The sequence below is a fragment of the uncultured Bacteroides sp. genome, from assembly GCF_937912035.1.
Lineage (GTDB): Bacteria > Bacteroidota > Bacteroidia > Bacteroidales > Bacteroidaceae > Phocaeicola.
Window position 1 is genome coordinate 1 of the sequence record NZ_CALDPF010000060.1, and the last position, 13,028, is coordinate 13,028.

12 protein-coding genes and 1 tRNA gene are annotated in these 13,028 nt (G+C 36.3%); 6 read left to right on the forward strand and 7 right to left on the reverse strand.

Annotated features, from left to right (window positions below; genetic code table 11):
• Window positions 1-71 precede the first annotated feature (71 nt).
• Together Q0486_RS15620 and Q0486_RS15625 are read right to left on the reverse strand one after the other, a co-directional pair.
• Window positions 72-1,379 carry a pentapeptide repeat-containing protein gene (locus Q0486_RS15620; protein WP_299235491.1) on the reverse strand — a complete coding sequence of 436 codons (1,308 nt, stop codon included), beginning with the start codon at window positions 1,377-1,379 and terminating at the stop codon, window positions 72-74.
• Window positions 1,380-1,528: 149 nt separating this feature from the next.
• Window positions 1,529-3,217, reverse strand: coding sequence for a S41 family peptidase (locus Q0486_RS15625; protein WP_299235494.1), 1,689 nt, complete (start codon window positions 3,215-3,217; stop codon window positions 1,529-1,531).
• Between the two features lie 263 nt (window positions 3,218-3,480).
• Between Q0486_RS15625 and Q0486_RS15630 the strand changes: the two genes are divergently transcribed.
• Window positions 3,481-3,554, forward strand: a tRNA-Asn gene (locus Q0486_RS15630).
• 40 nt (window positions 3,555-3,594) lie between these two features.
• Here the strand turns inward: Q0486_RS15630 and Q0486_RS15635 are convergent.
• A complete protein-coding gene (locus Q0486_RS15635; RefSeq protein ID WP_299235497.1) occupies window positions 3,595-4,785 on the reverse strand; it encodes a hypothetical protein in 1,191 nt (396 codons plus the stop codon).
• Window positions 4,786-5,003: 218 nt separating this feature from the next.
• Window positions 5,004-5,840, reverse strand: coding sequence for a metallophosphoesterase (locus Q0486_RS15640; protein ID WP_299235500.1), 837 nt, complete (start codon window positions 5,838-5,840; stop codon window positions 5,004-5,006).
• 76 nt (window positions 5,841-5,916) lie between these two features.
• Between Q0486_RS15640 and Q0486_RS15645 the strand changes: the two genes are divergently transcribed.
• On the forward strand, window positions 5,917-6,807 hold the full coding sequence (locus Q0486_RS15645; protein WP_299235581.1) for a 1,4-dihydroxy-2-naphthoate polyprenyltransferase: 891 nt from the start codon (window positions 5,917-5,919) through the stop codon (window positions 6,805-6,807).
• Window positions 6,808-6,941: 134 nt separating this feature from the next.
• On the opposite strand, the gene ispF is transcribed toward Q0486_RS15645, so the two are convergent.
• Genes ispF through Q0486_RS15660 form a run of 3 tightly spaced genes read right to left on the reverse strand, consistent with a single transcriptional unit; the run spans window position 6,942 to window position 8,694 of the window.
• Entirely contained in the window at window positions 6,942-7,421 is a 480-nt protein-coding gene (gene ispF / locus Q0486_RS15650) for a 2-C-methyl-D-erythritol 2,4-cyclodiphosphate synthase (protein ID WP_299235503.1), read from the reverse strand.
• The gene (locus tag Q0486_RS15655) at window positions 7,418-8,035 is read right to left on the reverse strand and encodes a fumarylacetoacetate hydrolase family protein (RefSeq protein ID WP_299235506.1); all 618 of its coding nucleotides are present in this window, start codon (window positions 8,033-8,035) and stop codon (window positions 7,418-7,420) included. Before Q0486_RS15655 ends, ispF begins: the two co-directional genes overlap by 4 nt.
• Window positions 8,036-8,043: 8 nt before the next feature.
• Entirely contained in the window at window positions 8,044-8,694 is a 651-nt protein-coding gene (locus Q0486_RS15660; protein ID WP_299235508.1) for a redox-sensing transcriptional repressor Rex, read from the reverse strand.
• Between the two features lie 111 nt (window positions 8,695-8,805).
• Here Q0486_RS15660 and Q0486_RS15665 point away from each other — a divergent pair, with 111 nt between their 5' ends.
• From Q0486_RS15665 to pdxB, 4 genes are all read left to right on the forward strand, one after another.
• Window positions 8,806-9,144 carry a translation initiation factor gene (locus Q0486_RS15665; protein ID WP_299235510.1) on the forward strand — a complete coding sequence of 113 codons (339 nt, stop codon included), beginning with the start codon at window positions 8,806-8,808 and terminating at the stop codon, window positions 9,142-9,144.
• A gap of 385 nt (window positions 9,145-9,529) precedes the next feature.
• On the forward strand, window positions 9,530-10,057 hold the full coding sequence (locus Q0486_RS15670; protein WP_299235516.1) for a gamma carbonic anhydrase family protein: 528 nt from the start codon (window positions 9,530-9,532) through the stop codon (window positions 10,055-10,057).
• Window positions 10,058-10,092: 35 nt separating this feature from the next.
• The gene (locus Q0486_RS15675) at window positions 10,093-11,925 is read left to right on the forward strand and encodes an ABC transporter ATP-binding protein (protein ID WP_299235519.1); all 1,833 of its coding nucleotides are present in this window, start codon (window positions 10,093-10,095) and stop codon (window positions 11,923-11,925) included.
• 19 nt (window positions 11,926-11,944) lie between these two features.
• A complete protein-coding gene (gene pdxB / locus Q0486_RS15680; protein ID WP_299235555.1) occupies window positions 11,945-12,955 on the forward strand; it encodes a 4-phosphoerythronate dehydrogenase PdxB in 1,011 nt (336 codons plus the stop codon).
• Window positions 12,956-13,028: the final 73 nt, after the last annotated feature.

Here is a 13,028-nt window from a genome sequence, read left to right on the forward strand (position 1 = left end):
TAGGTAGTCGCCGTTTTAGATGAGAGATCCCCGAGGTAGAGATACTTCGGGGATTCTTGCGTTTATACAGATTAATAATTATTTCTTATTCTGTTGGCAAGTACGAATCCCATAAATCCCACCAACAAAATTCCTGATGTTGTCTGTAGACAAGCCATTAAATCGTCCTTGAATATATTTGTAAATTTATCGAAAGGTCCCATTGTGTTATTAAGACTATATGCCAGTTCTATTTGCCAATTCAGGCAACCCTCTGTTCTAAAATGTAAGGCAGCCATATATCCTACTACAATTATTATGAACCAGAATAATACTGTTCTTATCTTGAATCCGAATCCGAACATCCAGCTGAAAATGAATCCCAATAGAGATATGATATTACCTGATATAATCTTTGCTTCTGAACACTTATGATGATTGTTTTTGTTCCTTAAACTATTTAGTATGGATTTACAGTTATTTATTATAGAGTATAGGTTTGCCCAAGCTTCATTTATTTTCGCTCGTTCATAAGCCTTATTTGCATCCCTGAATAGTCCTTTACCTGAATAATAACCGCTTAATTGAGCATAAACAGCACTAGCTTCTGTTCTTACAAATTCTTTACTCTTTACTGTATTACCCTTGTCTTCTCCTTCGTTTAGATAACTAAAATCTGCACATGGGTTTTGTTTGTGCCAATGGGGATTACATATAAGTTTTTCGCTATAATCTGAATAAAATTCTTGTATTAACCCCTCAATAGAATTCATACGAAGGCAGTTGTATTCAAAAACGGTATTTGTTATACTGCAACGCATAAATTTACATTCTGTGAAACTTGTTGTACCTTTAAAAGCTGCCATATAGAAATCTCCATATTTTATCTTGCATCCTCCAAGCGAACAATTAACCAGTGAAGTATATCTGAAATCAGCAATATTTATTAGTGCATTTCTGAAGCGACAAAACTCAAATTCACAAAGAAAAAAGTCTGTATTATTTATTTCTGTAATTATTATTTCGTCTTTTTTGTCTCGTAGAGTATTATAATTTATATTTTCTTTTTGTTGTTCTTTTACACTGATTTTGTAAGTGTCAAAATTACATCTAATAAGTTTGCATTGTGCAAAACTTACATTATTAAATTTACAACCTTTGAAGTTTACATTGAATATTACTTTAGGACTTTGACGTTCTACGTTGTAATAACCAAATATTACATTCTCAATTATTAGTCCCCCCATGTCAATATTTCTTATATTGACTGCTGTCAAATCCAGATTCTTTAATGTTTTATCGTTATTATGAGAATCTGATATTATTTTCCTTAAATCGGAGATGTTTGCTACTTTACGAATATTGCAACTAGTATCGATAAAAGATAAATTTGTTTCCATATATTAAATTCTAGATGTTAAGCATACAAAAATATTCAATTAAATTGAGAAAATGTAGCGATAGTGATTTTATAAATAGTGAGATGTTATAATAAAAACGAGGCTGTCTCATTTTTGAGACAGCCTCGTGTATGTTATTATTGTATTTTTTATTTTTCTTCTATAACAGAAAGGATCTTCTTGTATTTGTTTGAGTCTTTAAGAACCTTTACAGCACTTTCAAAATCTGCATCGTCTTTTAGGCGTTCCATTGCTGCTCCACGCTGATAGAAATATCTGGTAATAATTTCTTGCGAAAGATATTCGATAATTTGTTTTTTGAATGTTTCAAGATCGCGATCCAGATTGTGGTTGAGTTTCTTTTCGAGTGCGGCGAACTCATCTTTAGCACCATCCATATATCCTTCGAATTCTGCCATTTCCTTTAATGATTTAAGCATTTTTTCGCTTTGGCGATCGTAGGTGAAATTACGGGATTTTACCATGCTTTTGAAGTCTTCGTAGTCTTTGTCTGTCAGTTTGAAGTCTGCTACAGAAGCTGGTGCTTGGTGTGTCCAGCAATATTGTGTGGCATAATCGAATATTATATCTTCATTCATCAGATAGAAAATGATGTTAGGGAACTTTGGTGCTTTTACCTCAATATCAGGACGAATACCTCCGCCATCGCGTACTTCACGGCCTATTGCTGTATGGAATACGTTTGTGAGGCTGTCCGGAGTGCGTGCCACAGAACCGTCGGCGCTTTTCTTGGAATAATCTATTGCCTGAATACATCTTCCGCTTGGAATATAGTATTTAGATGTAGTGACTTTCAGAGTTCCATTGTATGGAAGCGGGCGTGTAGTCTGGACAAGTCCTTTTCCGTATGTGCGGTTTCCTACTATTACTGCACGATCAAGGTCTTGCAGTGATCCGCTGAGGATTTCAGAGGCAGATGCTGATGCTCCGTTTACAAGTACAACAAGTGGAATTTCAGTATCAACAGGTTCAAATCGTGTTTTAAATGAATTTTCAGCTTGTTTTATTTTTCCTTTGGTGTAAACCACTTCCTGGCCTTTAGGTACGAATAAACCGACAATGTCTACAGCTTCGGATAATGAACCTCCACCGTTGTCTCTCAGATCAATAATAAGTGATTTTGCTCCTTTCTGTTTTAATTCTATGAATGCTTTCTTGAAATCCTTAGAGCAGTTGTCTGTGAAGCTTTGAAGAGCTATATAACCGATGCTGTCGCGTACAATACCGTAATATGGTACTGGATTTGTTCGAATGCTTTTTCTTGTTATTTTGAACTCAATTTCTGTACTGTCGTTTTGCATTGGGCGGAGTACTTTTAGTACAAATGATGTCCCAGGTTCACCTCTTAACGCATTGCTGACCTTGTTTGAAAATTCTTGTGGTTTCAAGTTGCCACGAAGCATTTCCTTTCCACCTACTTCCAGAATTATATCCCCTGCTTTGACTCCTGATTCAGCTGCAGGCATACCTTCTGTTGGTTCTACTATAACTATGCGGTCGCTTGCTTCGTAGTATCTGATTGCAGCTCCAATACCTCCGTATTTACCGGTAATCATCTCTTTCAGACTACTTACTTCTTCTTCAGGATAATATTCTGTATAGGGGTCTGTCAGAGCCAACATACCGTTTACTCCGTTCTGTATCATCTTTTCTACATCTACCGTATCAACATAAAACATATCCAGTTCCTTGAATATGGAGTTGAACAGATCGAGATTCTTTGCAATTTTGAAGTTACGGTCATCGCCTTTGAAACTTAACAGTCCCATGCTTATAAGTATGGCGAAAGCTGCAAAAAGAGTTTTTTTGGTATTCATGTGATTTTATTGTTTACATTTATTAATATTATAATGTGTCATTAATATATTATGCAAAGAAAAGCATTATTCTGTTTTCAGCAACAGAAATACTTTAATATTTAACTTAATTTCGTCAAGGGAAGGCAGAAAGATATTGTATTTATGCTACATAAAGCACTGGTAAATGTAGAAAATGAAATATTTTTATAATTTTTTCGTCAAAGGTCTTGCATAATTCAAAACAAGCTAGTATCTTTGCACCGCAATCGAGAAAACAACCTTCTTCAGTAGCTCAGTCGGTTAGAGCATCTGACTGTTAATCAGAGGGTCGTTGGTTCAAGTCCAACCTGAAGAGCAAAAAGGTTCACTTTCGAGTGAACCTTTTCTGTTTATATTCAGAGTCGTTTTATAAGAAAGCTGAAATCTGTTCTAAGGTATATACCTGCTATAAAGCTTATTGAGTTAGGTTCTTTTGTAGTGATTTTAACAGTTTCTCCATTTTCGCCTGTATTGGTGGATGTAGAATTTACAGAGAATGTGTTGTAGATATCTGCATGTACACCTAAGGCAAATCCTTTGCTTATTTGATGAGAATATTCCAAGCTTAGAAAAGCGGTTTTAGGATTATTATAAACTAGGTTCTTGTTTGATAAAGATACAGTTCCGAACAATGGATTTCCCATTAAAGAAACGAAATTATGGCATTGCCAGTAACCGGCATGAAGGCGGAAGTACCTGATGTCAAAATCAGTTTTACCATATATGCCATATCCATTGTTGAAAGGAAATATATCCCCTTTTTGCTGTGCATAGTATGTAATATCTGCTTCGATATTCAGTTTCCTGAAATTTCGGAAAGGCATTTTTATGTCCATACCTATACCTGTAGCAGCATTGAGCCATGTCTTGACGTTGCGTACTGTTGCTGAGGTATTTATTTCGCCTCCCTGATGTTTGAAAATGAGTTGTAGTGGAAAATATACGTGGGTACTGCTTTTCTCAAGTGAAGGCGAATTGGTTTTTATTTTGGATGATATACCAAAAGTAAATTCTTCCTGACGGTTGTCTCCTTGAAAAATAAAGCTTTCCCAGTTTATCCACATATCCATGTTGAAGTGACGTAGATTGCATAAAAATTGTACTCCGGCTTCTGGGTCGGATGTCATAACCATTTCCTTATTATATAATGGTTCTATCAGATTATGGTTGTTTCTTCCATATATGTTTCCCAATACTAATGATATTTTAGGGTTAGGTGCGTAATGTATACGGAAAAATGGAACAGCGTGGAATGCACTTTGTACATTTTCAGATTCGTGTCCGGGTAGGTTAGAATAGTGAGTATTTGGATATTGGTTTTCACCCCAATATCTTAACATATATGCACCGGCTTCGATCTTTAACGATTTTAGTGGCTGATATGATACCGATGGAAGAATCCATAGCCCGGGCAGTGTGTAGCCTTTTACAAGTTTACCTTTATATTCGTTGTTCCTGAAAAAATTCATATTACGGAATCTCAACTTAAGTTCGCGAACTTCTGACGATGAAAATGTGGTATCCTCGCAGTAGATGAGCTGCGACATATTTTGAGATTTAACTTTGCTGGGGAAAATTGTATTGAATAGAAATACGGCTGAAATGTAAAAGATAAGCGTAAACCTGTTTGATATAAAAGTTTTTTTCATTGGGATATGCATATAGTTTTCTACCTGCAAAAATACTAAGTTAATGTTTCATTATACATATTTATTGTAAAAAAGTGAGCTCATTATTTTATGACAGGAGTGAATGTCATTAAATTTTATTTTTCTGTTTCCAGAATAATAAGTACAACCTCGCTTGGAGTAAATATTCTTATGTCCTTTCGTGATGTCCCCAATCCATTACTTATGATAATGGGAATTCCTCTGGAATTGTATTTTTTACCGGTAAGAAAACGGTTGCTGTATTTTGAAAATTTTGCTGGTGTCCATCTGTTGAAAAGACTGATCTGACCGCCGTGTGTATGTCCTGCAAGGGCCAGGTCTGTGTTGCTGATGTCAGTATCCTCTACATAGTCCGGGGTATGTGTGAGCATTATTACAAAGTCTTCCGGATTAAGTGATAAAGTGGGTGAGATGCCATTACTCTTCAGATCGAACGGATTTCTTATTCCTGTTATCAATATAAAATTATCACCTTTATAGATTGTATCTGTAGTGTGTTCAAGTAGTCTGACTCCTGTACGGGACATTGTCATGCGTGTGAGTGTATCGTTTTCGCCGTGTTCATGGTTACCCATTACTGCAAATGTTCCAAATGGTGTCTTTATGCGATTCAATGCAGAGAATAGCTCGTCCAGATTTCCTCCATTGCGTCCTCTGTAGTCGCCTCCCAACAGTAGTATGTCTGCATCCAATGACTGAATGGCTTCAACCAGAGAGTGAAGGCGCTTGTGGGAAAATCTGCTTTCGTAATGGAAATCAGTAGCAAATGCTATCCTGAACCCATTAAAATTCTCAGGCAAGTCCTTTGATGAAATATGGTATGTCTTTATCCGCCCTATCCCCTTGTATCGTGAAAATGATGCTGTAGCACATGATGTCAGTAATAAAGAGATGACAAGGAATATCGGACTGAGTATGGCTAATTTTTTCATAAATGAATAATTCGGTTTGATATATACGCAAAAGTAGCATTTTATATACTAACTTTGCGGCAATATTCATTAAAAGATTATCATGGTAAAAACTAATTCTATTAAGGCATGGTTTCTTGCAGCACGTCCAAAAACTCTGACTGGAGCTGCAATCCCCGTAATGTTGGGGTGCGCCTTGGCATATATATATGGTCATTTTGATGTTGTACCTGCTGTACTATGCTTTCTGTTTGCATTCCTGATGCAGATTGACGCTAATTTCATTAATGATCTTTTTGATTTTCTGAAAGGGACAGATAGGGAAGATCGGCTCGGACCGGAACGGGCTTGCGCCCAAGGTTGGATTTCTCCGAAGGCGATGAAGGCTGGTATTGCAGTAATTACAGTTCTGGCAGCAGTAGTAGGGCTGTCTTTATTGAATTATGGAGGATGGGAGCTGATACCGATAGGAATGGCATGTATAATATTCGCTTTTCTTTATACAGCCGGTCCTTATCCTTTGGCATATCATGGATGGGGTGATATTCTGGTACTGGTATTTTTTGGATTTGTTCCTGTTGGGTGTACATATTATGTGATGGCTCATGGGTGGAATACTTCCGTTACGGTTGCCTCGTTGGCTTGCGGACTTATAATAGATACATTGCTGATGATAAACAATTTTCGCGACAGGGATCAGGATGCGATAAGTGGAAAGAAGACTGTTGTGGTGCGATTCGGGGCAAAGGCAGGGTTGATACTGTATTTCCTTCTTGGGCTCGTGGCTTGTTGGCTTTGTTTTTATTTTCTTACTATAGGAAAAATATATGCGGTGCTTTTCCCACAGTTCTATCTGGTAATGCATATTATGACTACAGTAAAGATGGCAAAGATAAATAAGGGTAAGGCTCTTAATATGATTTTGGGCGAGACATCAAGAAATATGCTTATCTTCGGAATAATGCTTACTCTTGGACTTATTTTATAGAATATGCAGGGTATACTCCTCTTTTAGAAAAGTATTTAAGAAATATTTATCCCCTGTTTAGATACCGTTTAATTATTATTCTCTAAACGGTATCTAAACAGGGGATAAACAATATTTAATCATTTTCTGAAAAATCAATGTTTCTCTATAAGGACAGTAGCGTATGCTGAAATGCCTTCTTCGCGCCCAGTGAATCCAAGCTTTTCTGTTGTAGTAGCTTTTATAGAGACATCGTCAGTGTCTATACCCATAACACCGGCTAAGACTTCCTGCATTTCTGGTATTCTGGCTTTTAGTTTCGGACGTTCGGCGCATACGGTAGCGTCGATGTTTCCTATGGTATAACCTTTTTCAGAAATCAGTTTTACGGTACGTGCAAGGAGTATCTTACTGTCTATATTCTTGAACTCTCCTGCATTGTCAGGAAAGTGAAATCCTATATCGCGCATGTTGGCAGCTCCTAGAAGAGCATCGCAGATTGCATGTATCAGAACATCGGCATCAGAGTGTCCCAACAATCCAAGTTCATGTTCTAACTTTATTCCACCAAGCCACAGTTCTCTGTCAGGAACCAGACGGTGGACATCAAAACCAAATCCTACTCTAATCTTCATCGTATGTAAAAATCTAATACTTTTTCGTTTTCAAGATAACCTTCCAGGTGATTGTCTATATTTACAGGACCTACTCCTACGGGAGTGCCGGTAAATAGCAAGTCACCTATTTTTAATGTGCAGAACTGACTTACGTAAGCTATTATTCTGTCCACTCCGAACAGCATATCACGTGTGTGCCCAGTCTGTACGGTCTTTCCGTCTATGTCAAGGTGGAAATGTATGTCCTGTATGTCTCTGAATTTTTCTATATCTACCCAGTTGCCTATTGCGGCAGAGTTGTCGAAGCCTTTGCAAAGTTCCCAAGGTTTTCCTTCGGAGCGGAACTTTCTTTGCAGGTCGCGTGCTGTAAAATCTATTCCTACGGTAACTGCATCATAGTATCTATGCGCGAATCGTTCGGAAATGTTCTTTCCCAGTCTGTTTATACGTACCACGAGTTCTGTCTCGTAGTCTATCTGTTGTGAAAAATCAGGAATAAAAAAAGGTTTGCTGTCCTTGAGGAGAGCAGAATCCGGTTTCATGAAAATTACCGGTTCTTTAGGAAGTGCCTCGTCGGCATGTAGTTCTTTGCAGTGGAGGGGATAGTTCATCCCGATAGCTATAATCTTCATATTAATGATTACTTTAATTCTTCATTCAGACGGTTGAACATAACGGCTAGATGGGCATACAATGATGTGTTCTGGACAACAATTCCTTCTGGAACACGGATTCTGAACGGGGTAAAGTTCCATACAGCCTTTATGCCTCCCTCTATCATATAGTCTGTGATTTTTTGGGCGATACTGATAGGTACTGTGAGAATACCTATATTGACATCCGATTTTTTTATTATCTCAGGAAATTCATCTGTATGATAAATAGGTATTCCCGCTATACTGGAGCCTGTCTTTTGGGGATCGATGTCAAATGCTCCTACTATTTCAAGTCCAAAATGTGAAAGGCCTGTATCCTGAAGCAATGCTGCTCCCAGGCTACCGACACCAAACAGATAAGCTTTGTGTATGTTTGTAAACCCAAGAAAATCTTCCAATACATTTATAAGACAGTCAATGTCATAACCTACACGAGTACGTCCAGAGACAGCTACATACGACAAGTCTTTTGCAACTTGTGATGCGTCTATATTTATTTGTCTTGAAATTTGTGTGGATGATACGTGCTTTTCTCCTTGGCTTCTCATCAGTTTTGCACAAGACAAATACCAAGGTAAACGGCGGAGTGTTGGTTCAGGTACTTTATCCGATATTTTATGAACTGGTGCTGTCATGACATAAATAAAACTTAACTGTTAATTGCAAAATTAGTCTATTTATTTGGAAACGCACACATAATATAGAAAAAGTTTATATCTTTGGTTGAAATTAAACACTAGAAGAAAATGAAAAATAATGATTGGAAAGAAAGGTTGAATATAGTTTATTCTACAAATCCGGACTTTAATTATCAGACTGATGATAATGAAGATATAGAGACTATTGATAAAAAAAATCAGAGATTAAGAGTTTCGATAGAGAAAAAAGGACGTGGTGGTAAAACTGTTACATTGGTAAAAGGATTTGTAGGAACTGAGGATGACTTGAAGAATTTAGGAAGAATCTTGAAAACTAAGTGTGGAGTAGGAGGCTCGGTAAAAGATGATGAAATAATAATTCAGGGAGAATTCAAGCAGAGAATTATAGAAATCCTGATAGATGAGGGGTATGTACAGACAAAATAAAGTTCCATATTTATAAAGCAAAAAACGCTGCCCATCAACGGGCAACGTTTTTTTTTAAATGAATGAAAAACAAGTGAATGTGATTTTTTTCTTAGAATAGAATAGTTTCCTTAATTTTCAGGTTAAAAAAAACGATTAAATAGATACGGGTTATTTAATATGTAAAACAAATAAACAAATATTTCCATTAACTTCTGTGCAAATGTAGAAATATTTTTCTTTAATAGCAAAAATATCTACTATAATTTTTAAAATATTTAATAATAAAACTCTTAGATAATATAAATAGATAAAGAAATATGTATATTGTGGAAAATAAATGAGTATAAACTTAAGATAAAAGAATTAATTAGTACTTTTGCCACACAAGATTTATTTTATATATATGGCACTAATAAAATCAGTAAGAGGATATAAACCTAAAATGGGTAAAAACTGTTACCTTGCAGATAATGCTACAATAATAGGTGATGTAATAATGGGAGATGATTGTAGTGTATGGTTCAATACTGTATTGAGAGGTGATGTGAATTCTATTCGTATTGGTGATAGGGTGAATATTCAAGATGGTACTGTATTGCATACATTGTACGAAAAATCTGTAGTGGAAATAGGTAATGATGTATCAATCGGACATAATGTTACATTACATGGTGCTTGTGTAAAGGATAATGCTCTTATCGGTATGGGATCTACACTTTTGGATCATGTTGTTGTGGGTGAAGGGGCTATTGTTGCAGCTGGAGCTCTGGTTTTGGCTAATACTGTAATAGAGCCACATACACTATGGGGAGGGGTTCCGGCTAAATTCATAAAAAAAGTGGATCCTGAACAGAGTAAGGAGTTAAACCAAAAAATAGCAAACGGATATTTGATGTATGCATCATGGTTTAAAGAAGAAAATAAAGACTAATGGATTAATTTTAATAATAAAGAATTTATCTCCTGATGAAAGAATTTTTCAATTTACTTAAGCGATTTGTTTCACCTTACAAGAGATTTGTAGCCTGGGCTGTAATGCTCAATATATTGTCGGCTATATTTAATGTGTTTTCATTTTCTCTATTGATTCCTATACTGAATATCTTGTTCAAAACTGATGGAGGAAACAAGGTATATGAATTTATGGAATGGGGAAGTGCTCCGTTGAAAGATGTTGCTGTGAATAATTTCTATTATTACGTATCTCATCTTATAGAAATATATGGTTCATCGAATACATTATTGTGGCTGGGCTTGTTTTTGGCAGGAATGACTATGTTGAAGACTGCATGCTATTTCGGCTCATCGGCTGTCATGATTCCATTGCGAACAGGCGTTGTGCGTGATATAAGAACATTGGTGTATTCTAAAATAATGTATCTGCCATTAAATTTCTTTTCGTCGGAGAGAAAAGGTGATATTATTGCAAGAATGAGTGGTGACGTTTCTGAAATAGAGAATTCTATAACCAGCTCTTTGGATATGCTTCTGAAAAATCCGATATTGATAATTTCATACTTTACTACACTTTTCATAACCAGCTGGCAACTGACTGTATTTACTCTGTTGGTATTACCTACTATGGGATGGGTAATGGGACAAGTTGGTAGAAAACTGAAAAGACAGTCCCTTGAAGCCCAGGATAAATGGAGTGAAACCATGTCACAACTGGAAGAAACTCTTGGAGGATTAAGAATCATAAAAGCATTTGTGGCAGAAGAAAAAATGATAAGTCGTTTCAATAAATGCAGCAATGAGTTCAGACAGGCTACCAATAAGGTCGCAACCCGTCAGGCATTGGCTCACCCTATGAGTGAATTTCTTGGTACAATACTGATTGTCATAGTTTTATGGTTCGGGGGATCACTTATATTAGGAGACAAATCTACGATAGATGCACCAACTTTCATATTCTATATGGTTATACTTTACAGTGTGATAAATCCTTTGAAAGAGTTTTCAAAGGCTGGTTATAGTATACCGAAAGGGCTGGCTTCAATGGAAAGAGTTAATAAAATTCTGAATGCAAAAAACAATATCGTAGAGAAAGAAAACCCAGTACACATAGATGAACTGAAAAGCGATATTACATTCGATAATATATCTTTCAGCTATGGCGAGAATGAGGTATTGCATGAAATAAATCTGAAAATAAAGAAAGGAGAAACTATTGCACTGGTAGGACAAAGTGGTTCGGGTAAATCAACTCTGGTTGACTTGATACCTCGATTCCATGATGTACAGAAGGGGCAGGTAAGGATAGATGGTGTAGATGTGAAGGATCTGGCAGTAAAGGATTTGCGTTCACTTATAGGAAATGTAAACCAGGAAGCTATTTTGTTTAACGATTCATTCTTCAACAATATCACTTTTGGTGTGGAAAACGCTACAATGGAGCAAGTGATTGAAGCTGCTAAAATAGCGAATGCGCACGATTTCATAATGGAAACAGAGGAAGGATATAATACTAATATCGGTGACAGAGGATGTCGTCTTTCCGGAGGACAGCGTCAGAGAATATCAATAGCAAGAGCTATTCTGAAAAATCCTCCAATACTTATTTTGGATGAGGCTACCTCGGCACTTGACACTGAAAGTGAAAGACTGGTACAGGAGGCTTTGGAAAGACTGATGAAGACACGTACTACCATTGCCATAGCACACAGGCTTTCTACTATAAAGAATGCAAATACAATATATGTTTTATACGAAGGTAGAATAGTTGAAAGCGGAAAGCATGAAGAATTGCTTCAGAAAAATGGTTACTATAAAAGGCTGAATGACATGCAGGCATTATAGGTATAATTAGGGGTAAAAGATGAAAATAGTTGTTGACAATAAAATTCCTTATATAAGAGAAACCTTGTCGAAGATTACGGATAATGTGGTGTATATGCCAGGTAATGAAATAAATTCAGAAACCGTAAAGGACGCTGATGCGCTTATAACGAGGACAAGGACAAGATGTGACAGGCAACTTCTGGAAGGTAGTAGTGTCAAATTCATAGGAACTGCTACAATAGGTTTCGATCATATTGATACTGAGTTTTGTAATAAAGCCGGAATAGTCTGGAAAAATTGTCCGGGATGCAATGCCGGTGCTGTTGAACAATATGTGCATGCTGTTCTTACTCTGTTGAAAGAAGAGAAAGGACTAAAACTTGAAAATGCATGTATAGGAATAATAGGCGTAGGTCACGTCGGTTCCAGAATAATGTCGCTGGCAAAAAAACTTGGAATGAAGATTATGCTGAATGACCCGCCTAGGAAGGATAACGGGGAAAGTGGATTTGTAGATTTGAACACCATAGCCGCTGAATGTGATATTATAACTTTTCACACACCTTTAATAAAAGAAGGTAAATATAAAACTTTTCATTTGGCGGATAAGGACTTTTTTGCTTCTCTTCGGAAAAAGCCTGTTATAATCAATACTTCCAGAGGTGAAGTGGTTGACACTTCTGCCATACTTGATGCGATAAATGAAAAGAGAGTATCTGAAGCGATTATTGATGTCTGGGAGAATGAGCCACATATAAATTTGGATTTACTTCACAAAGTATACGTAGGTACGCCTCATATCGCAGGGTATTCATCAGATGGAAAGCTTAATGCTACAATTATGACTTTAAAGTCTTTATGTGAGTTTTTTCATCTTGATATAGATATAAATTTGTCTTTGGATGAAGATTTAGGAAAAGAAGACATTATAAATAATAAAGATGATATTCTTTCATGCTATAATCCTAAAAATGATTGCAGTATCCTATTGTCTCATCCGGAGGATTTTGAAAAAATAAGGGGTAATTATAAGCTTCGAAAAGAATAAAAAACAGTTTTTTCAAGTTTTATTTGTTAGTTTTTTGCACAAAGTGTATGTTTTTGTGCAGAAAAGTGCATTT

What these genes read in the sequence shown, in the direction of transcription:
- ispF (WP_299235503.1), bottom strand. Translation starts at nt 7,421, where the DNA reads ATGAAGATTAGAGTAGGATTTGGTTTTGATGTCCACCGTCTGGTTCCT.
- Q0486_RS15660 (WP_299235508.1), bottom strand. Translation starts at nt 8,694, where the DNA reads ATGACAGCACCAGTTCATAAAATATCGGATAAAGTACCTGAACCAACA.
- Q0486_RS15675 (WP_299235519.1), top strand. Translation starts at nt 10,093, where the DNA reads ATGAAAGAATTTTTCAATTTACTTAAGCGATTTGTTTCACCTTACAAG.
- Q0486_RS15625 (WP_299235494.1), bottom strand. Translation starts at nt 3,217, where the DNA reads ATGAATACCAAAAAAACTCTTTTTGCAGCTTTCGCCATACTTATAAGC.
- Q0486_RS15635 (WP_299235497.1), bottom strand. Translation starts at nt 4,785, where the DNA reads ATGTCGCAGCTCATCTACTGCGAGGATACCACATTTTCATCGTCAGAA.
- Q0486_RS15655 (WP_299235506.1), bottom strand. Translation starts at nt 8,035, where the DNA reads ATGAAGATTATAGCTATCGGGATGAACTATCCCCTCCACTGCAAAGAA.
- Q0486_RS15665 (WP_299235510.1), top strand. Translation starts at nt 8,806, where the DNA reads ATGAAAAATAATGATTGGAAAGAAAGGTTGAATATAGTTTATTCTACA.
- Q0486_RS15670 (WP_299235516.1), top strand. Translation starts at nt 9,530, where the DNA reads ATGGCACTAATAAAATCAGTAAGAGGATATAAACCTAAAATGGGTAAA.
- Q0486_RS15640 (WP_299235500.1), bottom strand. Translation starts at nt 5,840, where the DNA reads ATGAAAAAATTAGCCATACTCAGTCCGATATTCCTTGTCATCTCTTTA.
- Q0486_RS15620 (WP_299235491.1), bottom strand. Translation starts at nt 1,379, where the DNA reads ATGGAAACAAATTTATCTTTTATCGATACTAGTTGCAATATTCGTAAA.
- pdxB (WP_299235555.1), top strand. Translation starts at nt 11,945, where the DNA reads ATGAAAATAGTTGTTGACAATAAAATTCCTTATATAAGAGAAACCTTG.